21 protein-coding genes are annotated in these 20,817 nt (G+C 61.4%); 3 read left to right on the plus strand and 18 right to left on the minus strand.

Annotated features, from left to right (window positions below):
- Window positions 1-159 precede the first annotated feature (159 nt).
- Genes DGA31_RS09415 through sdhC form a run of 4 tightly spaced genes read right to left on the minus strand, consistent with a single transcriptional unit; the run spans window position 160 to window position 3,388 of the window.
- Window positions 160-864, minus strand: a complete 705-nt coding sequence (locus tag DGA31_RS09415) for a succinate dehydrogenase iron-sulfur subunit (protein ID WP_056840035.1) — start codon at window positions 862-864, stop codon at window positions 160-162.
- An 11-nt stretch (window positions 865-875) separates the two neighbouring features.
- Window positions 876-2,648, minus strand: coding sequence for a succinate dehydrogenase flavoprotein subunit (sdhA, locus tag DGA31_RS09420; protein WP_056840036.1), 1,773 nt, complete (start codon window positions 2,646-2,648; stop codon window positions 876-878).
- A 3-nt stretch (window positions 2,649-2,651) separates the two neighbouring features.
- Complete coding sequence (gene sdhD, locus DGA31_RS09425) at window positions 2,652-3,020, minus strand: succinate dehydrogenase, hydrophobic membrane anchor protein (RefSeq protein ID WP_056840037.1); 369 nt, start codon at window positions 3,018-3,020, stop codon at window positions 2,652-2,654.
- The gene (gene sdhC, locus DGA31_RS09430) at window positions 3,014-3,388 is read right to left on the minus strand and encodes a succinate dehydrogenase, cytochrome b556 subunit (protein ID WP_056840038.1); all 375 of its coding nucleotides are present in this window, start codon (window positions 3,386-3,388) and stop codon (window positions 3,014-3,016) included. The genes sdhD and sdhC overlap by 7 nt, the downstream gene beginning before the upstream one ends.
- Before the next feature lie 364 nt (window positions 3,389-3,752).
- Here sdhC and gltA point away from each other — a divergent pair, with 364 nt between their 5' ends.
- Complete coding sequence (gltA, locus tag DGA31_RS09435) at window positions 3,753-5,042, plus strand: citrate synthase (protein ID WP_056840039.1); 1,290 nt, start codon at window positions 3,753-3,755, stop codon at window positions 5,040-5,042.
- Between the two features lie 69 nt (window positions 5,043-5,111).
- On the opposite strand, the gene DGA31_RS09440 is transcribed toward gltA, so the two are convergent.
- The 9 genes from DGA31_RS09440 to DGA31_RS09480 all read right to left on the minus strand — a co-directional run bounded on the left by DGA31_RS09440 (window position 5,112) and on the right by DGA31_RS09480 (window position 12,387).
- A complete protein-coding gene (locus tag DGA31_RS09440) occupies window positions 5,112-5,720 on the minus strand; it encodes an START domain-containing protein (protein ID WP_109512347.1) in 609 nt (202 codons plus the stop codon).
- Between the two features lie 28 nt (window positions 5,721-5,748).
- Complete coding sequence (locus DGA31_RS09445) at window positions 5,749-6,003, minus strand: YkgJ family cysteine cluster protein (RefSeq protein ID WP_056840041.1); 255 nt, start codon at window positions 6,001-6,003, stop codon at window positions 5,749-5,751.
- 95 nt (window positions 6,004-6,098) lie between these two features.
- Window positions 6,099-6,869, minus strand: coding sequence for a translation initiation factor 2 (locus DGA31_RS09450; RefSeq protein ID WP_109512348.1), 771 nt, complete (start codon window positions 6,867-6,869; stop codon window positions 6,099-6,101).
- Window positions 6,870-6,965: 96 nt separating this feature from the next.
- On the minus strand, window positions 6,966-8,408 hold the full coding sequence (locus tag DGA31_RS09455) for an aminotransferase-like domain-containing protein (protein WP_056840043.1): 1,443 nt from the start codon (window positions 8,406-8,408) through the stop codon (window positions 6,966-6,968).
- A 209-nt stretch (window positions 8,409-8,617) separates the two neighbouring features.
- On the minus strand, window positions 8,618-9,424 hold the full coding sequence (locus tag DGA31_RS09460) for an OmpA family protein (protein WP_109512349.1): 807 nt from the start codon (window positions 9,422-9,424) through the stop codon (window positions 8,618-8,620).
- A complete protein-coding gene (locus DGA31_RS09465) occupies window positions 9,421-9,777 on the minus strand; it encodes a DUF4398 domain-containing protein (RefSeq protein WP_421957957.1) in 357 nt (118 codons plus the stop codon). Before DGA31_RS09465 ends, DGA31_RS09460 begins: the two co-directional genes overlap by 4 nt.
- Before the next feature lie 10 nt (window positions 9,778-9,787).
- Window positions 9,788-10,606, minus strand: coding sequence for a glycine betaine ABC transporter substrate-binding protein (locus DGA31_RS09470; RefSeq protein ID WP_109512351.1), 819 nt, complete (start codon window positions 10,604-10,606; stop codon window positions 9,788-9,790).
- A 102-nt stretch (window positions 10,607-10,708) separates the two neighbouring features.
- On the minus strand, window positions 10,709-11,638 hold the full coding sequence (locus DGA31_RS09475) for an electron transfer flavoprotein subunit alpha/FixB family protein (RefSeq protein ID WP_056840047.1): 930 nt from the start codon (window positions 11,636-11,638) through the stop codon (window positions 10,709-10,711).
- Window positions 11,638-12,387: an electron transfer flavoprotein subunit beta/FixA family protein gene (locus DGA31_RS09480; RefSeq protein ID WP_056840048.1), complete on the minus strand. Its 750-nt coding sequence runs from the start codon at window positions 12,385-12,387 to the stop codon at window positions 11,638-11,640. The genes DGA31_RS09475 and DGA31_RS09480 overlap by 1 nt, the downstream gene beginning before the upstream one ends.
- A gap of 503 nt (window positions 12,388-12,890) precedes the next feature.
- Here DGA31_RS09480 and DGA31_RS09485 point away from each other — a divergent pair.
- Entirely contained in the window at window positions 12,891-14,546 is a 1,656-nt protein-coding gene (locus DGA31_RS09485; protein ID WP_056840049.1) for an electron transfer flavoprotein-ubiquinone oxidoreductase, read from the plus strand.
- A 67-nt stretch (window positions 14,547-14,613) separates the two neighbouring features.
- On the opposite strand, the gene DGA31_RS09490 is transcribed toward DGA31_RS09485, so the two are convergent.
- Window positions 14,614-15,519 carry an AraC family transcriptional regulator gene (locus DGA31_RS09490; protein WP_109512352.1) on the minus strand — a complete coding sequence of 302 codons (906 nt, stop codon included), beginning with the start codon at window positions 15,517-15,519 and terminating at the stop codon, window positions 14,614-14,616.
- Window positions 15,520-15,700: 181 nt separating this feature from the next.
- On the opposite strand from DGA31_RS09490, the gene DGA31_RS09495 reads away from it, so the two are divergent.
- On the plus strand, window positions 15,701-16,753 hold the full coding sequence (locus DGA31_RS09495; RefSeq protein ID WP_109512353.1) for an NAD(P)-dependent alcohol dehydrogenase: 1,053 nt from the start codon (window positions 15,701-15,703) through the stop codon (window positions 16,751-16,753).
- On the opposite strand, the gene DGA31_RS09500 is transcribed toward DGA31_RS09495, so the two are convergent.
- The 4 genes from DGA31_RS09500 to DGA31_RS09515 all read right to left on the minus strand — a co-directional run bounded on the left by DGA31_RS09500 (window position 16,754) and on the right by DGA31_RS09515 (window position 20,817).
- Window positions 16,754-17,563: an IclR family transcriptional regulator gene (locus tag DGA31_RS09500; protein ID WP_056840052.1), complete on the minus strand. Its 810-nt coding sequence runs from the start codon at window positions 17,561-17,563 to the stop codon at window positions 16,754-16,756.
- Between the two features lie 69 nt (window positions 17,564-17,632).
- Complete coding sequence (locus tag DGA31_RS09505; RefSeq protein WP_109512354.1) at window positions 17,633-18,943, minus strand: MFS transporter; 1,311 nt, start codon at window positions 18,941-18,943, stop codon at window positions 17,633-17,635.
- 56 nt (window positions 18,944-18,999) lie between these two features.
- The gene (gene dgoD, locus DGA31_RS09510) at window positions 19,000-20,148 is read right to left on the minus strand and encodes a galactonate dehydratase (RefSeq protein WP_056840054.1); all 1,149 of its coding nucleotides are present in this window, start codon (window positions 20,146-20,148) and stop codon (window positions 19,000-19,002) included.
- Window positions 20,149-20,181: 33 nt separating this feature from the next.
- On the minus strand, window positions 20,182-20,817 hold the full coding sequence (locus DGA31_RS09515) for a 2-dehydro-3-deoxy-6-phosphogalactonate aldolase (RefSeq protein WP_109512355.1): 636 nt from the start codon (window positions 20,815-20,817) through the stop codon (window positions 20,182-20,184).

Genomic DNA, 20,817 nt, shown 5'->3' on the forward strand with positions numbered 1-20,817 from the left:
CAGATAGTCCGGGTACCAGCCCGGATGCCCCTGCTGGTCTCATTTCTTCAAAGTTAGAGCGGCAGCCTTGCGAGCCACGACTCTGGTTAGACCGTGGCGCGGGGTTTGCCCGCGCCACGGCAGCTTGCGGTACAGCGGTGTAGCGGTTACAGCGATGTATCAGACACCGTTGCTGAGCAGCATGTTGCGTACGTGACCGATTGCCTTGGTAGGGTTAAGGCCCTTCGGACAGACGTTGACGCAGTTCATGATGCCGCGGCAGCGGAACACACTGAACGGATCGTCCAGCGAAGCGAGACGTTGAGCGGTGTGCGTGTCGCGGCTGTCAGCCAGGAAACGATAGGCTTGCAGCAAGGCTGCAGGGCCCAGGAACTTGTCAGGGTTCCACCAGAAGGACGGGCACGAGGTCGAGCAGCAAGCGCACAGGATGCACTCGTACAGACCGTCGAGCTTCTCGCGCTCTTCCGGGCTTTGCAGGCGTTCGATGGCCGGAGCCGGCGTGTCGTTCTGCAGGAATGGCTTCACCTTCTCATACTGCTTGTAGAAGATGCTCATATCGACGACCAGGTCACGAATGACCGGCAAACCAGGCAACGGACGCAGGACCAGCTTGTTGCCCTTGACCACGGCCGACAGCGGCGTGATGCAGGCCAGGCCGTTCTTGCCGTTGATGTTCATGCCATCGGAACCGCACACGCCTTCGCGGCACGAGCGACGGTACGAAAAGCCTTCGTCCTGTTCCTTGATCAGGGCCAGCACATCCAGAACCATCAGGTCCTTGCCACCGGTGTCGACGTTGAAGACCTGAGTCTTGGGCGCCGAGTCGGTGTCAGGGTTATAGCGATAAACTTCGACTTTCAGCATAGCGGCCATCCTCAGTAAGTCCGGATTTTCGGTTCGAACGCCGGTACAGTCTTCGGCGCGAAGTTGACTGAACGCTTGGTTACCCGCTTGTCACCCGGGAAGTACAGGGTGTGGCACAGCCAGTTTTCGTCGTCGCGGTCTTCGTAGTCTTCACGGGCGTGAGCGCCGCGGGACTCTTTGCGGGCTTCGGCCGCGATGGCTGTGGCTTCAGCGACTTCCAGCAGGTTCTGCAGCTCCAGCGCTTCGATGCGCGCGGTGTTGAAGGCCTGGGACTTGTCGTTGATCTTGACGTTGGCGATGCGCGCACGCAGGCCTGCCAGTTGCTCGATACCCTTCTGCATGTATTCGCCGGTACGGAATACACCGAAGTAGTTCTGCATGCAGCTTTGCAGCTCGCGACGCAGGGTCGCCACGTCTTCACCGTCGGTGCGCGAGTTGAGCGCATTCAGGCGACCCAGCGCACGCTCGATGTCGGCCTCGGTGGCTTCGTCGTACTGCACGCCATCGGACAGCGCCTTCTCGAGGTGCAGGCCGGCGGCACGACCGAACACAACCAGGTCGAGCAGCGAGTTGCCGCCCAGACGGTTGGCACCGTGAACCGATACGCACGCCACTTCACCGACCGCGAACAGGCCTGGAAGGATCACGTCCTTGCCGTCGGCGTCCTGGGTCATGGCCTGGCCATGAATGTTGGTGGCCACGCCACCCATCATGTAGTGGCAGGTCGGGACGACAGGAACAGGTGCCAGGACCGGGTCGACGTGGGCGAAGGTCTTGGACAGCTCGCAGATGCCTGGCAGGCGGCTGTGCAGCACTTCCTCGCCCAGGTGGTCGAGTTTGAGCATCACGTGGTCGCCATCAGGGCCACAGCCGTTGCCGGCGATGATTTCCTTGACCATGGAACGGGCCACGACGTCACGACCGGCCAGGTCCTTGGCGTTGGGCGCGTAACGCTCCATGAAGCGCTCGCCATGCTTGTTGATGAGGTAACCACCCTCACCACGGCAGCCTTCGGTGACCAGTACACCGGCGCCGGCGATGCCGGTCGGGTGGAACTGCCACATCTCGATGTCCTGCACCGGCACGCCGGCACGCAGGGCCATGCCCACGCCGTCGCCGGTGTTGATCAGGGCGTTGGTGGTGGAGGAGTAGATACGGCCTGCACCACCGGTGGCCAGTACGGTCGCCTTGGCGCGAATGTACGAGGTCTCGCCGGTTTCGATGCAGATGGCGATGATGCCGACGAAGTCACCATTGGCGTTTTTCACCAGGTCGACGGCATAGTATTCGTTGAGGAATACGGTGCCGGCCTTCAGGTTGCCCTGATACAGGGTGTGCAGCAGCGCGTGACCGGTACGGTCGGAAGCGGCGCAGGTACGGGCAGCCTGGCCACCCTTGCCGAAGTCCTTGGACTGGCCACCGAACGGACGCTGGTAGATACGGCCGGTTTCGGTGCGCGAGAACGGCAGGCCCATGTGGTCGAGCTCGAATACGGCGGCAGGACCTTCCTGGCACATGTATTCGATCGCGTCCTGGTCACCGATGTAGTCCGACCCCTTTACGGTGTCGTACATGTGCCAGCGCCAGTCGTCGTTCGGGTCTGCCGAAGCGATGGCGCAGGTGATGCCGCCCTGGGCCGACACGGTGTGCGAGCGGGTCGGGAATACCTTGGTGACCACGGCGGTCTTGTGACCGCCCTGGGCCAGTTGCAAGGCAGCGCGCATACCCGCGCCGCCGCCACCGACGATGATGGCGTCGAAAGAAAGTGTGTTAGTGCTAGCCATTGATCAGATACCCCAAAGAATCTGCACGCCCCAGACGAAGTAGGCGAACATCGCAACGCCGCATACGGTCTGGAAGAGGAAACGTACTGCAGTTGCCGATTTTCCCAGCGCCATTGGCGTCAGGTAGTCGGTGGCGATGGTCCACATGCCGACCCAGGCGTGAGCGCCCAGGGCAACGAGGGCCAGCAGACTGAAGATACGCATCCAGGTGGTCGAGAACAGCTCGTGCCACTGGGCATAGCCGAGACCTGGGTGGGCGACGAGGTAGCCGATCAGGAAGATGAAGTAAGCCGCGAGCACGACCGCAGACACCCGCTGCGCCATCCAGTCGTACAGACCCGAGCGGGAAAGGTTAGTGACGTTGGTTACCATATCCAGACTCCCGCCAGCACGATCAGTACCACAGAAACGACGATTACGATTTTGGACCCCAGCTTGCCGCCTTCCAGCGTCTCGCCGACACCCGCGTCCATGATCAGGTGGCGCACGCCGGCCACCAGGTGATACAGCAGGGCAGACAGCAGGCCCCAGATAACAAGCTTCGCCAGCGGGCTGGTCAGACACGCTTTTACTTCACCGAAGCCTTCCTCGGATGCCAGCGACTTGTCCAATGCATAGAGCATGATGGCAATGCCGACAAACAGGATGACACCGGAAATACGGTGAAGAATGGACGTGTAAGCAGTGACTGGGAGCTTGATTGTCCTTAGGTCTAGATTTACAGGTCGTTGGCTTTTCACGGCTTTTTTTCACACTGAAGAGCCCCTAACAGGCAAGGGCAAGTTGTTGGGAAGTGCACTGGTCAGGTACCCACCACCCACGAAGTGACGACCACCTGGAGCGGGCTCTAAAGCCCATGGCAGTCGGACGCCGAGTATAGACAGTTAGGCTATTAATGACAACGCGCAGACGGCCCGCCAACGGCGGATTGCGCGGCTGACATAAAAGGCGTAGAGGAGTAGGAATAATACGAAAATTCCGGTGGCCCGAAGCGCTTTGGAACACGACTTTAGGCAAATTGACTTTAGGATTTATCTCACTATAGTGATGCGGGCCCTGCGTGGGGGGCCTGTCTGATGATTTGAAGCATAAATAGGAGGCCATATGGCTGACAAAAAAGCGCAGTTGATCATCGAGGGCAACGCCCCCGTCGAGCTGCCCATTCTGACCGGCACTGTCGGTCCCGATGTGATCGATGTGCGCGGACTCACTGCCACCGGCCGCTTCACCTTCGACCCCGGCTTCATGTCGACCGCCTCTTGCGAGTCGCAGATCACCTACATTGACGGTGACCAGGGTATTCTGCTGCACCGTGGCTACCCGATCGAACAACTGGCCAGCCAGTCGGACTATCTGGAAACCTGCTACCTGCTGCTCAACGGCGAATTGCCGACCTCCGAGCAGAAAGCCCAGTTCGTTGCCGTGGTCAAGAACCACACCATGGTGCACGAGCAGCTCAAGACCTTCTTCAACGGCTTCCGTCGCGACGCCCACCCGATGGCCGTCATGTGCGGCGTTGTCGGCGCCCTGTCGGCGTTCTACCACGACTCGCTGGACATCAACAATCCGCAGCACCGTGAGATTTCCGCGATCCGCCTGGTCGCCAAGATGCCGACCCTGGCCGCGATGGTCTACAAGTACTCCATGGGCCAGCCCATGATGTACCCGCGCAACGACCTGAGCTACGCCGAAAACTTCCTGCACATGATGTTCAACACCCCGTGCGAGATCAAACCGATCAGTCCGACACTGGCCAAGGCCATGGACAAGATCTTCATCCTTCATGCCGACCACGAGCAGAACGCCTCGACGTCCACCGTGCGCATGGCCGGCTCTTCGGGCGCCAACCCGTTTGCCTGCATCGCAGCCGGTATCGCGGCACTCTGGGGCCCGGCTCACGGCGGCGCCAACGAAGCCGTGCTGACCATGCTCGACGAAATTGGCGATGTGTCGAACATCGACACCTACATCGCCAAGGCCAAGGACAAGAACGACCCGTTCAAGCTCATGGGCTTCGGTCACCGCGTCTACAAGAACCGCGACCCGCGCGCCACCGTGATGAAGCAGACCTGCGACGAAGTGCTGGCCGAACTGGGTATTCACAACGATCCTCAGCTCGAACTGGCCATGCGCCTGGAAGAGATCGCCCTCACCGATCCTTACTTCATCGAGCGCTCGCTGTACCCGAACGTCGACTTCTACTCGGGGATCATCCTCAAGGCGATCGGCATTCCAACCAGCATGTTCACCGTGATCTTCGCCCTGGCGCGGACCGTCGGCTGGATCTCGCACTGGAAAGAAATGCTCTCCAGCCCGTACAAGATTGGCCGTCCACGCCAGCTGTACACCGGCGAAACCCAGCGCGACCTCAAGCCGCTGCAGGATCGCAAATAAGCTGCAGACGCTGCATACAACAAAGGGCTGCCCATGGGCAGCCCTTTGTTTTGGCGTCGAAAAAAGAAATCAGGGCCTGGCCGCCCTCTCCTTCAATGCCTTGAGCGTATTGAACGGCGCATCGACCACAAACTTGTTGGACAGCCATGAAGGAACACTGCCCCCCGGATCAGTGTGCACCTGATAGGTCACTTCAGTGCGCCCGGTGCCCTTGGGCGTCATCTGCCAGAACCCTTCGACCCTGGCCACACGCTGATACCCCTTCTCTTCCGGCAGATAGGAAGGTTGCCCCTGCAAGGTTCGCTTGATCGAGCCATCAGCCTGCTGTTGCGTCGTCACCAGCAGCACCGAATCGCGCGGCGTGACCGGCCACGGCGTCTTGAATCGACTGTAGGTCCAGGCCTTGTCACCTTCGTGCTTGAGCAGCTTCTGGGATTCGCACTCGTAGATCCAGGCACAGGCACCCGACACATCCTCCTGCAGCGCACGCACCCGATCGATACCTGCCTCCACCGTGGTCACGCCACGATAAGCCTTGTACTTGGAACCGGGCACCTCGCTGAGCCAGACCTTGACCCCTCCCTCATCCTTGGCCAATTGCCAGTCCTCGGCCTGCGCGCCGCTTCCGAGCAGTACAGTTACACCACATGCAACAGCCAGCCGATACAGCAACGTCATGGGTCATCCCTCATCATAGAACCTACCGTCACGCTGCCGTGACCTGTTCCCACCAGCCGATCAGGCGAATGGCATCGGCCCGATCAACCCCACAAACATCCTCGGCCGCCTTGAACTGACCGCACACTTCAGGCCGCTCAGGCTTGCCGAACAGGCCGCAGAAAAACTCGACCGTCAGGTGCAGGCAATGAACGCCCGCCGGCTTGCCCTCGGGCATGCCAGGGATAGGAGAAGTGATGGAGGGCGCAATGCAGCAGGCACCACAACCGGAACGGCAGTCCATGACGCGATTTACCTTGAAAGTCAGAAAGAGAGAATAACGGTATTACCCTTACCCACAAGCACTTGAAAATGCCATAGCAGGCGGCAAACCGGGCGTTACTGCTTGAACTTGAAGTCCAGCGCCGCGCCTTCGACGTCACGCCGGCTTTCGTTGCGCATCTGCAACTGCATTTCATTGCTCAGCAAGCGGCCATTGAGTTCGAAGCCATTGGGATCCTGGGTATCGGCCTTGTCGCCAAACATGGGCGGCAACAGCGGCTTGCGCCGCGCAGTGATGACCTTGGGCGGCGGTTCGAGCCCTTGCACCAGCTCAGGCGGCAGGCTCAGGTCCAGGCGGGTCTTGCCCAACCCGGTCTCCTTGGCCACGGCAGCAGTCTTTTTGGCTGACTGGCGCTTTTGCACTTGCTCATCGCGCCTGGCGGTGGTCTTGGCCACGGACCTGGCCGCTGCAGGTTTGGCTTGCTCGCCTGCCACAGGGGCCTTGGCGACCTTGACGGCCTTGTCCGAGTGAATCTCGGCAGGCTTGGGTGCCACGCCGGAGTCCCCCTTGCCGATCACCACAGGCACCACCGGTATATTGGGTGTCAGCTGATGCACGGGCGCTGCAGGCGCGTCCACCACTGAGCCGGTCACTGCCTCAGCCACCGGTTTGTCGAGCGTCGATGACACTACCGGCGCCGCGGGCATGGCGGGCGCCGGCTCGACGACAGGCGCCGAGGCAGCAGAGGCCGAGGCAGCGGGAGCAGAGGCCGGCGCAGCATTCTGTGCGGCTTGGGTCTTTGGCTTGGGCACCACAGGCTCTTGCGGCTTGTCACAGGCGCCCAACAACACAAAAACCAGCAATCCGAGGCAACGAAAAGCATTCATAGGCAGACAATTGGATAGGCAGAAAGCCACATGCTGTCCTTTTGCAGCGCACATGACAAGCATCGGCCCGATCACCGGAGCAAAAACCTGTTTCGCTCAGTAACCGTTTGCGGTCTCCTGGCACAATTGTCGGGCCAGCATCCCCAGTGTCATCAGCGCCCGCTCTGCCTCGCGGTTCCAGGGCATGCCACAGTTGATGCGAATGCAGTGATTGAACTGTTCTGTATTACTGAAAATCAATCCCGGCGCGATGCTGATGCCCTGCTCAAGTGCCCTGACGTGCAATTCCTGGGTATTGACCCGCCCCGGCAGGCTGACCCACAGGATAAAGCCCCCCACGGGGCGACTCATTTGCGTGCCCTCGGGAAAGTACTGCTGCACCGCCAACTGATAGGCACTGAGGTTCTTGCGGTACTCCACGCGGATATAACGCAGGTGGCGGTCGTAGCCGCCATTTTCCAGGTAGGCCGCCACCCCCATTTGCGTCACGCTGCACGCCGAATGCGTACTGAACGTCTGCAAGCGCTGGATTTCGCCATGAAACTTGCCGCCCGGAATCATCCAGCCGATGCGCACGCCCGGCGACAGCGTCTTGGAGAAGCTGGAGCAGTAGATGACCCGATCCTGACGGTCATAGGCCTTGAGCGCCTTGGTGCGGCCGATTTCAAACATCAGCTCGCCATAGATATCGTCTTCGATGACCTGGATATCGAAGTCCGCGACCAGCCGCAGCAGGTTCTTCTGCCGCTCTTCGGGCATGGTGGCGCCCAGCGGATTGCTGGTGCGCGCGGTCAGCACCAGCGCCTTGATCGACCATTGATTGGCCGCCAGTTGCAGCGCCTCCAGGCTGATGCCGGTCACCGGATCGCTGGGGATCTCGATGACCTTCAGGCCCAGCAGGTCAGCCAGTTGCAGCAAGCCATAATAGGCTGGCGATTCGGCCGCAATCAGGTCGCCAGGCCGGGTCACCACGCGCAAAGCCATCTGCAGCGCATCGACGCAGCCGTGGGTAATGATCACTTCGGACGGATCGACCACCACGCCGGCATCACGCATACGAATGGCCACCTGACGACGCAGCGGCTCGAACCCCGGGCTGAACATATAGCTGAACGCCCGGGGGCTGTGAAACCGTGTGACCTTGGCCAATTGCTGGTGCAGGGCGCGCACCGGCAAATAATCCACATGCGGCACGGCAGCACCCAGGGCAAATACCCCTTCACGGCGCGACTCGACCAGCACCTGCTGGATGATGCTGCTGCGAGTGACCAGGCTGGGCCTTTCAACCCGCGCAATATCGGGCGTGGAGGCCGTCAGCGCCGGGGTCTGGTGCACGTAATAGCCTGATTGTGGACGCGCACGAATCAACCCCTGGTCTTCGAGGTTGGCATAGGCTTGCAGGACCGTGGCGTGGCTGACGTTGAGCTGCGAGCTCATCTTGCGCACCGAAGGGACGCGCTCGCCAGGCTGATAGACACCACGACGAATATCTTCGGCCAGCTGTTTGGCGATACGTTGGTAAAGCAACAAATTGGTCATCAAGCAGCCTCACAACGACCGATAATTTTTTATTGTTGGGGAAAAACAACCAGAACAGTTTGAAAGTGTACTGGGACAGTTCTTCCGGATGCCGAACATTGTGCACGCTGACAGAAAATATTGGCAGGCATAACCGCCAAAAAAGCCAGCTTATAAGCCAAAAAAAGCCCGACACCTTTGCAGGATGGCGGGCTTTTTAAACAAATGGTTCAACGAGGCTCGCTGAGCACCCCTTTATCGTCGGAAAAAACGATCTCCACTCGTCGGTTTTGTGCTCGCCCACGCTCGCTGGCGTTCACATCCACAGGAAATTGCTCACCATAACCTTCGACCTGAACCCGCTTTTCGTTGACTCCCAGGTCAATCAGCATATCGGCCACCGACTGGGCACGCTCCCTGGACAGTTTCAGATTGCCCTGCCGGTCGCCGGTGTTGTCGGTGTAGCCTTCGATACGGATCACGCGCCGCGGATTGAGCTGCAAGAACTGCACGACCTTGAGCACGGTGCGATTGGCCGACGTCTTGAGTTCCGTATCACCTTCATCGAACAGCATATCGCCCAGGGTCATGACCAGGCCGCGATCACTTTGAGTGGTGGCCAGGCTGAAGATCTGGTCTTCCAGCCACTTGCCCTGGCGCTGCACGCTGGCCAGCTTGACCTCACGCAACGCCAACTGCAGGCGCTGACGCTCCAGATCCATTTTCGCCAGACGCTCTTGCGAGAGCATCAGATTGCTGTGCTCACGTGCGATTTCGCTGTAGCGGCGGCTCAGGTAAGCGTAGTGCCTTACATCCTCGCCACTGCCGACATAGCTGGACAGCCGCTCGGCGCGCGCCAGCGATTCACCGGCACGAATGACATCCTTGGGCGCACTGCGCAGCACGTCGGTGTCTTCCTTGACCTTCTGGAAGTCGGCGCTGGCCGCTTGCAGCGCCTGATCGCTGCCAGGCTGGCTGGCGCAACCACTCAGGCCCAACAACAAGCAGGCACCCAGCACAGGGGAAAAACGCTTCATTGGGCCTCCTTCAATTGCTTGCGCAGACGCTCGAGACGGGTTTCAAGTTGCGCACGCTGCTCTTCACTCTTGACGGTCAGCACGCGGGCCTCCGCCAGCCGGGCATCGAGTTCGGCCTGCTCGGCCTGCATACGCGCCTGCTTATAAGACTGCGCCAGCATGTCGGCACGCGCCTGAGCGAACTTGGTGGTCGCCTGCTCCATCGCGGGCTGCTCTTGGGCATCAGCCCCAACGGCCCTGGCCTGGTGCAAGGCCTGCTCGGTCAGTTTCATTTGTTCGGACGGCGCCGGATCACTGGCACAGCCGACCAGACCGACCGTTGCCATACAGACACACAGAAAACGGATTTTCACAAAAACATTCCTACTGTTTTGAGACAGGTGCCAGCAACTGGCTCTTCCACACATCCAGATTGCGCTTGACCGCTTCATCGGCCAGGCCGGAAGCGGCCGATTCTGTCATCTTTTTCACCAACTGTCCGTGCAACCACGGATCAAGGCAGGCCGAATTGAATGACAGCGCCAGGTGAAAACCCGGCTTGTCGACCACCACAGGCAATGCCTGCAGCGTGGCAGCCAACCCCAGCGTCTGCACCAGCACCATTGCGGCATAGCGCCCGGCCAGTACATAGTCCACTTCGCCCAACACCAGTTTTTGCAGCGCCGCGGTCAACCCGGACGTGTGCTGCAGTTGCAACTCACCAGCCGCAACGCTTTCGAATTCCGGGGTCAGGCGGGTGCGCTGGGAAACGGCGCCGGCAAGACTGTGCAAGTCTTCAATCGCCTGTATATCCGCTTGCGTGCCTGCGCGCACCCAGACCACGATCTCGTTGTAGGTCGCGGCAGGATGGATATAGTCGAAACGCTCAAGCCAGGCGGCATTCAATGACGCATCGGCCAGCATATCCATACGCCCGCTGCGCACCTCTTCCTGGGCCTGGGCGCGCTTGCCACCGTAGAGAAACTCCACATCAATGCCCAATTCGCGCAGTGCCTGACCGAGCAGATCGGCATTGGCGCCCATCAGGTGCCTGGGGTCTTGCGGATCACGCCACATATACGGCGGCGAATCCGGGCTGCCGGTGACAATCAGCCGCTCGCACTTACCCGCAGCCCAACCCGCTGCAGGCAACATCATGACGCCCAGCAACACCTTGGCCCGCAATGATCGTGAGACTCGCATGCAACCACCCCTTGATAACAGAAACGCAAAAGCCCGCCGGGCCCGGCCATGCTTGCACATGGACCGGACACAGCGGGCTTTTTCAGCGCATGAAAACCTGGGTCAGACCAGCTTTTCCAGCTCCGGGATGGCTTCGAACAGGTCCGCGACCAGGCCGTAGTCGGCCACCTGGAAGATCGGTGCCTCTTCGTCCTTGTTGATCGCCACGATCACCTTGGAGTCCTTCATGCCAGCCAGGTGCTGAATGGCACCGGAGATCCCCACCGCGATGTACAGCTGCGGCGCGACGATCTTGCCAGTCTGGCCGACCTGCATGTCGTTGGGCACAAAGCCTGCGTCGACGGCGGCACGCGAAGCGCCCACGGCGGCACCGAGCTTGTCGGCCAGGGCGTACAGGTGCTTGAAGTTCTCGCCGTTCTGCATGCCGCGACCACCGGAGACCACCACCTTGGCAGCGGTCAGTTCAGGGCGGTCCGAGGTTGCCAACGCTTCGCTGACAAAGCTCGACTTGCCGGCGTCGTGTACGGCGCCAACGGCTTCGACGACAGCCGAGCCACCTTCGGCGGCCACCGGGTCGAAACCGGTGGCGCGCACGGTGATGACCTTGACCGCCGCCGTGGACTGGACGGTAGCGATGGCATTACCGGCGTAGATCGGACGCTGGAAGGTGTCGGGCGATTCGACCGAGACGATTTCGGAGATCTGGTCGACATCCAGGTGTGCCGCCACACGCGGCAGGATGTTCTTGCCGTTGGAGGTGGCCGCCGCCAGGACGTGGCTGTAGTTGGCCGCCAGTTCGACCACCAGCGGCGCGACGTTTTCCGGCAGCAGATGCGCGTAGGCGGCATTGTCGGCCACCAGCACCTTGGCGACGCCTGCGATCTTTGCAGCGGCCTCGGCTACGGCAGCAACGCCCTCGCCTGCAACCAGCACATGGATGTCGCCACCGATTTTCCGGGCAGCCGCCACCGTGTTGAGCGTGGCAGGCGCCAGGGCGCCCTTGTCGTGTTCAGCGATAATCAGGAGGGTCATTAGATTACCTTCGCTTCGTTCTTCAGTTTCTCGACCAGTTCGGCCACCGATTTGACCTTGATGCCTGCACTGCGTGCAGCCGGGGCTTCAACCTTGACCGTCTTGTTGGTCGAGGCAGTGGAAACGCCCAGCGCTTCAGGGGTCAGGGTCTCGATCGGCTTCTTCTTGGCCTTCATGATGTTGGGCAAGGAGGCGTAGCGTGGCTCGTTCAGGCGCAGGTCAGTGGTGACGATCGCCGGCAGGCTCAGCGAAACGGTCTGCAGGCCGCCGTCGATTTCGCGGGTCACGGCAACCTTGTCGCCCTCGATTTCGACCTTGGACGCGAAGGTGCCTTGGGCGTAGCCGCTCAGCGCCGCCAGCATCTGGCCGGTCTGGTTGTTATCACTGTCGATGGCCTGCTTGCCAAGGATCACCAGTTGCGGCTGCTCCTTGTCGACCACAGCCTTGAGCAGCTTGGCGATGGCCAGCGAGGTGAGTTCTTCGGCGGACTCGACCAGCACGCCACGGTCGGCGCCCAGCGCCAGCGCCGTGCGCAGTTGCTCCTGAGCAGTGGCAGGCCCCACGCTGACCACGACGATTTCGCTGGCCACGCCTTTTTCTTTCAGACGCACGGCCTCTTCCACGGCGATTTCGCAGAAAGGGTTCATGGACATCTTGACGTTGGCCAGGTCGACGCCGGAGTTGTCCGCCTTGACGCGAACCTTGACGTTGTAGTCGACCACTCTTTTGACAGCTACAAGAACCTTCATGGATTCCTCGTTACTCTCCGGTGAATAGAAGTCGCCCGGACAGGGCCAGGCGATTGAAATGCGTCCTCAACAAGCAATCCTGGGAAGCGCAGGCACGGCGCCTGCCGTCCAGCCCCCGATTTGAGGCCGATTAAAGCCGGCCAATGGTCTTCGGGGTGTGTAAAATGCGCGCCACGACAGGCATCTGTTCATGGCCTGCACCGTACTTGCCCCATGCCTTTTACAGGTCTGGCCGGACCGCAGTCGGGCCTTGGGCAAGTACGAAACCGCCCGTATCTTGACCGCAACCTTCCGGACGGTCAATAAGACATATCCGCCAGTCACGGGTCCCGCCACTAGGATTTATAAGGCCTGCGGCCATTTCAAACAAACGTTTGTATTGGACCTGCACAGTGGTGTAGATATAATGCCTTCCTTTAAAAGAAGCCGTGAATTCAATGCCGGGCGCATTGTTTATCGCCAGCGTTTATAAAAACACCGTGAGCCTTTGTAGGAGATAGCCTGTGGAACGCGAATACATGGAATTCGACGTCGTGATCGTCGGAGCCGGCCCGTCCGGGCTTTCTGCCGCGTGCCGCCTGAAGCAGAAGGCTGCCGAGGCCGGTCAGGAAATCAGCGTCTGCGTTGTGGAAAAGGGCTCCGAAGTGGGTGCACACATCCTGTCCGGCGCGGTCTTCGAGCCGCGCGCCCTGGATGAGCTGTTCCCTGACTGGAAAGCCCTGGGCGCGCCGCTGAACACCCCCGTCACCCGCGACGACATCTACGTGCTGCGCAGCGAGCAGAACTCGATCAAGGTCCCGGACTTCTTTGTGCCCAAGGCCATGCACAATGAAGGCAACTACATCATCTCCCTGGGCAACCTGTGTCGCTGGCTGGCCCAGCAGGCCGAAAACCTCGGGGTCGAGATCTATCCGGGCTTTGCCGCCCAGGAAGCACTGATCGATGAAAGCGGCGTGGTGCGCGGCATTGTCACCGGCGATCTTGGCGTGGACCGTGAAGGCAACCCCAAGGACGGCCTGTACACCCCCGGCATGGAATTGCGCGGCAAGTACACGCTGTTCGCCGAAGGCTGCCGTGGTCACATCGGCAAGCAACTGATCAAGCGCTTTGCGCTGGACAAGGACGCCGATGTTCAGCACTACGGTATCGGCCTCAAGGAGCTGTGGGAAATCGATCCGGCCAGGCATCAGCCAGGCCTGGTGGTGCATACCGCCGGCTGGCCGCTGGATAACGACAATGCCGGCGGCTCGTTCCTTTATCACCTGGAAAACAACCAGGTGGTGGTGGGCCTGATCGTCGACCTGTCGTACAGCAACCCTTACCTGTCGCCCTTCGACGAATTCCAGCGCTACAAGCATCACCCGGTGGCGAAGCAGTACCTCGAAGGCGGCAAGCGCATCAGCTACGGCGCCCGCGCCCTGGCCAAGGGCGGCTACAACTCGCTACCCAAGATGGTCTTTGCCGGTGGCGCCCTGATCGGCTGCGATCTGGGCACCATGAACGCGGCGAAGATCAAAGGCAGTCACACCGCCATGAAGTGCGGCATGCTCGCCGCTGACGCCGTGGCCGAGGCGCTGCTGGCCGGCAACCAGGGCGGCGATGAATTGACCCGCTACACCGAGTCGTTCAAGGCCAGCTGGCTGTATGAAGAGCTGTATGCGGCCCGCAACTTCGGCCCGGCCCTGCACAAGTTCGGCGCCATTCTCGGAGCCGGCTTTGCCTTTGCCGAGCAGAATATCTTCAAGAACAAGCTGCCCTTCACCCTGCACGACACCAAGCCTGACTACGCCTGCCTGAAGCTGGCCAGCGAGTCGAAGAAAATCGACTACCCCAAGCCCGACGGCAAGCTGAGCTTCGATAAACTCAGCTCGGTCTTCCTCTCCAGCACCAACCACGAAGAGGAACAACCCTGCCACCTGAAGCTGATCGACCCGAGCATTCCGATCGCCAGAAACCTGCCGATGTACGATGAGCCGGCCCAGCGCTATTGCCCGGCCGGTGTGTACGAAGTGGTGACCCAGGAAGACGGCGAGAAGCGTTTCCAGATCAACGCGCAGAACTGTGTGCACTGCAAGACGTGCGACATCAAGGACCCGTCGCAGAACATTGTCTGGGTGACACCGGAAGGCGCAGGCGGGCCGAACTACCCCAATATGTAAAACCTTTTCTCGGCTCAAGCCACGCCTGCGCACCGCTCGCAGGCATGGCTTGAGCCGCGAAAGCCTCTCATGCCGACAGCGACAGCCAGCCGCCCTCCTGCCCCGGGCTGCGCTCGAAATAGCGCTTGTACTCGCGACCGAACTGCGAGGCACTCTGGTAACCGACCTTCAGCGCGACCTGGGCCACCCCCAGGCCGTCGCTGACCAGCATCTGCTGAGCCTTGAGCAGGCGCAGGCGCTTGAGGTACTGCACCGGCGACAACAAGGTGCTGCGCTTGAAATGCTCATGAAAGGTCGACACGCTCATGTTCGCGCAGCGGGCCAGGGTCTCGACATTCAGCGGCTCGGCGTAATGCTCATGCAGGTAATTGACCGCCACCGCCACCCGCGCAAATTGCCCTTGCTGCTCGACCAGCGCCCGCAACACCCCGGCCTGTGGCCCGCGCAGCGCGCTGTACAGCACATCGCGCACCCGCGCCTGGCCCATTACCTGACACTCCAGCGGATCATGCAGGCAGCGCAGCAACCGCTCGACGCTTTCGCGCATGCCGACATCGAACTGCACCGAGGTCATGGATTCCGGCGTCTGCTGCCGGCTTTCGTGCCCGGCCACCGGCCCCATGGCCTGCACCAGCTCCGCCAGTACAGTGCGATCCATGGCCACCGATACGCCGTACAACGGCATGTCGGGCGTGGCAAAGGTTTCGCACTTGAACGGCACTGACAAGGCCTGGATCAGGTAATGCCCGGCACCGTACTCGAAGGCTCGGCTTCCCAGGAACGCCACCTTGCTGCCCTGAGCGACGATCATCAGGCTCGGCTCATAGATCTGCGGGCTGCTGCCAAGGTGGTTGAAGGCACTGATCAGCTTCACCTCTGGCAAGCGGGTCGAGACCCAGCCCGGCTGTACGGCCAGTGACTGGATCAAGGAAACAAGCGTGGTATTGGCTTGAAGATAACGGGTCAATTGCATCGGGACAGACCGGTAGAGAATCAGACAGCCCTATCATCGCAGATCTGCCGCTCCAGAGGCCGCCAGCAATGATACGCCGGAGGATCAGGCATGAATCACGGAGAAATGGCCATGGCCGTGACAGCCGCTCATCGTGACAATGGATCGCCTCTACACGTTGTCATCCATTGCGAGGCCCTTCATGTACACCGCCATCGGTTATGCCGCTCAATCCCCTACCGCCCCACTGGCGCCCATGACCTTCGAACGCCGCAGCCTGCGCGCCGATGATGTCGCCATCGAGATCCTCTATTGCGGCGTGTGCCACTCGGATATTCACCAGGCGCGCAACGAATGGGGCATTGCCGTCTATCCCCTGATGCCCGGCCACGAGATCGTCGGCAAAGTCACCGCCACTGGCACCCACGCCAGCCGCTACCAGGTCGGCGACCTGGTGGGCGTCGGTTGCATGGTCGACTCGTGCCGCACCTGCAAGGCGTGCCAGGCGGACCTTGAGCAGTATTGCCTGGAAGGCCCGACCATGACCTACGCCACGCCCGACCGCGTGGACGGCAGCAACACCATGGGCGGCTACTCCAGCAGCATCGTGGTCAGCGAGCACTTTGTCGTGCGCATTCCGCAGAACCTCGATCCGGCAGCGGCCGCGCCGATCCTGTGTGCGGGCATCACCACCTATTCGCCGCTCAAGCACCATGGCGTCAAGGCCGGCCACAAGGTGGGCGTGCTGGGCATGGGTGGCCTGGGCCACATGGGCATCAAGCTGGCCAAGGCGATGGGCGCCGAAGTGACCCTGTTTACCCGCTCGGCCGCCAAGGCCGCCGAAGCACGTCGCCAGGGTGCCGATCATGTGATCGTGTCCACCGACGCCGAACAGATGCAGGCCGCCGCCGGGCGCTTCGATTTCCTGCTCGACACCATTCCGGTGCAGCACGACCTCAACCCTTACCTGGAAACCCTGGCGTTCGACGGCGTGCACATCCTGGTGGGTCTGATCGAGCCGATCGACCCGCCCGTGCACGCCGCCAATCTGGTCCTCAAGCGCCGGGTACTGGCAGGTTCCTTGATCGGTGGCGTCGCCGAGACCCAGGAAGTGCTGGATTTCTGCGCCGAACACGGCATCAGCTGCGACATCGAGATGCTCGACATCCGCAACATCAACCAGGCCTACGAGCGCATGCTGGCCGGTGACGTGAAATACCGCTTCGTCATCGACATGGCCACCCTCAAGGACTGATCAGACCGCCCCCAGTTCGGCCGACAGCTGTGCGGCGATCTGCTTGATCAGCGGCACCAGTTCGGCCATCTTCTCCAGTGGCATGTACGGCACGGTACTGGCCACACTGATGCCAGCCACGATCTGTCTGCCGGCATCGCGCACTGGCGCGGCCACACAGCGGATCGACGGTTCGTTGTCTTCAAGGTCGAAGGCATAACCGCCTTGCACATACTCTTCGCGGCGCTGGCGCAGTTGCTCCCAGGTTTGCGGCTCATGAGCCGGCAATGCCTGTTGTCGGCCCGCCACCGGCTGGCTGATCTCGAACAGGCGCTGCCACTCGTGTTCTGCGCTGTCGAGCAACAAGGCCTTGCCGATGCCGGTGCGCACCAGCGGCATCCGATGACCAACCCGCGAGCGCATTTCCGGGCCATTGCGGCCTGGGTTCTTGTGCAGGTACAGCACCTCGTCACCGTCGCGAATCGCCAGGTGCACAGTATCGCCGGTCAACGTCGATAACTGGTCCAGATAGGGCCTGGCTAGAATCGCCAAAGGAACTTCTTCACGCGCCTGAAAGCCCAGCTCGATCAGCTTGGGCCCCAGCAGATAACCGACTTGCGGAACCACGCGCAGGTAGCGCTCCTGCACCAGGCAACTGGCCAGCCGATGGGTGGTGCTGCGCGTGGTGCCGATGACCCTGGCAATCTCTTTCAAGTCCCGTGCCCCGGCCGCCACCGCCTGCACGACCGCCAGACCACGCATCAGGGTCTGGGTGCCGGCCAGCGCCGGCTCTTTGCTGTCGGCGTCGGCCACGGGAATATCCTTTTGCATAGCGAGTCGGGTCCGGTCTGGAGAAAAGCAGGCGGCATTATGGGCATGCGCCTGCCTCACGGCCAGCCTTTACAACTCGATACGCTCTACCTTGCCCACCAGCAGGATGTACGACAGTGCACCGATCAGCGCCAGGCAGGCCACGTAAGTAATGGCCGGCGCGAACGAGTCGCCGGTGGCCAGGAAACCGATCACGATCGGCGTGGCGATGGCCGCCAGGTTGCCGATGAAATTGAACGTACCGCCGGTCAGGCCCAGCAGGCGCGCCGGAGCGATGGTCGAAACCAGCGACCAGGTGATCGATGCCAGGCCGTTGCCGAAAAACGCCACGGCCATGCAGGCGATTACCAGCGGTGTCGAGTCGACGAAGTTGGCGCCGATGATGGCTGTGGAAATCAACAGCCCGGTGATGATTGGCAGCTTGCGCGCCAGCCCCACGCTATAGCCACGACGGATCAGCCAGTCGGAGAAGAATCCCGAGCACAGCACACCGACGAAGGCGGCGAGGAATGGCAAGGACGCCAACAGCCCGGACTTGATGAAGTCCATGCCGCGGTATTTGACCAGATAGGTCGGGAACCAGGTCAGGAAGAACCACAGGGTCGAGTTCAGGCAGAACTGCCCCAGGTAAATACCCCACAGCTTGCGCTGGCTGAGCACGATCCCCAGATCGGCCCACTTGAATCCGGCTTTCTGTCTGGCGGTATCGGCCTGGATATCCACCAGTCCGCCGCCTTCGCGGATCAGCTCGATTTCAGCGGTGTTGGCGCCTTTGAAGTCTCGCGGCTCACGGTACACCAGGTACCAGATGACGCCCCACAGGATACCGACCGCACCGGTGGCGACAAATACCATGTGCCAGCCGTAATGGGCCTGCAACCAGGCCAGTACCGGCGTCAGGAACGCCAGGCCGACAAACTGTCCCGAGGTATAGAAACCGATGGCTGTGGCCCGCTCACGCTCGGGGAACCAGGAGGTCACCACCCGACTGTTGATCGGATAAGCGGGTGCTTCCAGCGCGCCGACTGCCATGCGCAGCACGAACAGGGCAATGAAACTGGCTGCAAAGCCCAGCATCACGGTGGCCAACGACCAGGAGATGAGCGCCACGGTGTAGAGAATCCGCGGCGGCACCCGGTCGACCAGCCAGCCACCAGGCAACTGCATGGCCGCATAGGTCCAGCCGAAGGCCGAGAAAATCAGCCCGACCTCGACCGGCGTCAGGCCCAGCTCGCTGGTCAGCGCCGGCGCGGCAATCGACAGGTTGCTGCGGTCCAGGTAGTTGATGACCACGGTAATGAACAACAGCACCATGATGAAAAAGCGCTTGCGGGTGGGCGCGGCCTGGGACGCCGCCGCGCCGATGGTCCGGGTTTGCATGAGGTTGCCTCTTATTGGAGTTGTATGAGGACGCACTTAGAGGAGACGACAGCGACTCACCATTCGGCAAAGCTGCCGTCGGCGTGGCGCCAGATAGGGTTGCGCCAGCGATGGCCAATCGCGGCCCGCTCGCGCACGTATTCCTCGTTGATCTCGATGCCCAGCCCCGGGCCGTTGGGGATTTTCACCATGCCGTTGTCGTAGTCGAAGACTTCGGGGTGCTTGACGTAGTCGAGCAGGTCGTTGCTCTCGTTGTAGTGAATGCCCAGGCTCTGTTCCTGGATAAACGCGTTGTAGCAGGCCGCGTCCAGTTGCAGGCAGGCGGCCAGGGCAATCGGTCCCAGCGGGCAATGCAACGCCAGCGCCACGTCGTAGGCCTCGGCCATGTTGGCGATCTTGCGCGTCTCTGTGATACCACCGGCATGCGAGGCATCCGGCTGGATGATGTCGACATAACCTTCGCTGAGCACCCGCTTGAAGTCCCAGCGCGAGAACAGCCGCTCGCCCAATGCAATCGGGGTGCTGGTCAACGGCGCCAGTTCCTTGAGCGCTTCGTAGTGCTCGCTGAGCACCGGCTCTTCGATGAACATCAGCTTGAAGGGGTCGAGTTCCTTCATCAGCACCTTGGCCATGGGCTTGTGCACCCGGCCATGAAAGTCCACGCCGATACCGACGTTCGGTCCGACTGCATCGCGCACCGCTGCCACGCTCGCCAAGGCGCGGTCGACCTTGTCGAAGGTGTCGAGAAACTGCAGTTCCTCGGTGCCGTTCATCTTCACGGCGGTAAAACCACGCTCAACCGCCTCTTTGGCGGCGCGCGCGGTGTCAGCCGGCCGGTCGCCGCCGATCCATGAATACACGCGGATCTTGTCACGCACCTGGCCACCGAGCAGGTCGCTGACCGATACGCCGAGCGCCTTGCCCTTGATGTCCCACAATGCCTGGTCGATACCGGCCAGCGCACTCATGTGGATCGAACCACCACGGTAGAAGCCACCACGGTACAGCACAGTCCAGATGTCTTCGATATTGCGCGGGTCCTTGCCGATCAGGTAATCGGACAGCTCATCGACCGCAGCGGCCACTGTATGGGCACGGCCTTCGACTACCGGCTCTCCCCAGCCGGTCACGCCCTGATCGGTCTCGACCTTGAGGAAGCACCAGCGCGGCGGCACGATGAAAGTGGTCAGTTTGGTGATTTTCATAAGCAGGGTCTCTCTTGTTGGAGGGGGCGCCGATCAGTGGCTGCGGTTGGCCGTGCAGTGCTGCCAGGCCGTGACATAGGCCTGGGCACGGACGGCCACGTCGGCAGCGCTCATGCCTGGCTTGAACAGCCCGGAGCCCAGCCCGAAGCCCTGGGCGCCGGCATCAAGCCAAGGCTGCATGTTGTCGGGTGAGATGCCGCCTACCGGCAGCAATATGGTGCCGGCAGGCAGGACTGCCAGCCAGGCCTTGATCACCGCCGGGGCCATCTGCTCGGCCGGAAACAGCTTGAGTACGTCAGCCCCCTCGCCCAGTGCGGCAAAGGCCTCGGTGGGGGTGGCCACTCCCGGCGACAGGAACAGCCCTTCGGCCTTGGCGGCGCGCAACACTTCACGGTCACTGTGCGGCATGACGATCAATTGGCCGCCCGCCTCTTTGACCCGGCGCACCTGTTCGGGCTGCAGCACGGTCCCGGCGCCGACCACGCAATCGGCCGGCAGGTGCAGGCGCAGCAGACCGATGCTGTCGTAAGGTGACGGCGAGTTGAGTGGCACTTCGATGACCCGCAGGCCGGCCTCGTACAGCACATCACCGATGGCTGGCGCTTCTTCGGGGCGCAGGCCGCGCAGGATGGCAATCAGGCCGTTGCTTTTGAGTGCTTGCTGAAACAT

It is taken from the genome of Pseudomonas ovata (genome assembly GCF_003131185.1).
In the GTDB taxonomy this organism is placed as follows: domain Bacteria; phylum Pseudomonadota; class Gammaproteobacteria; order Pseudomonadales; family Pseudomonadaceae; genus Aquipseudomonas; species Aquipseudomonas ovata.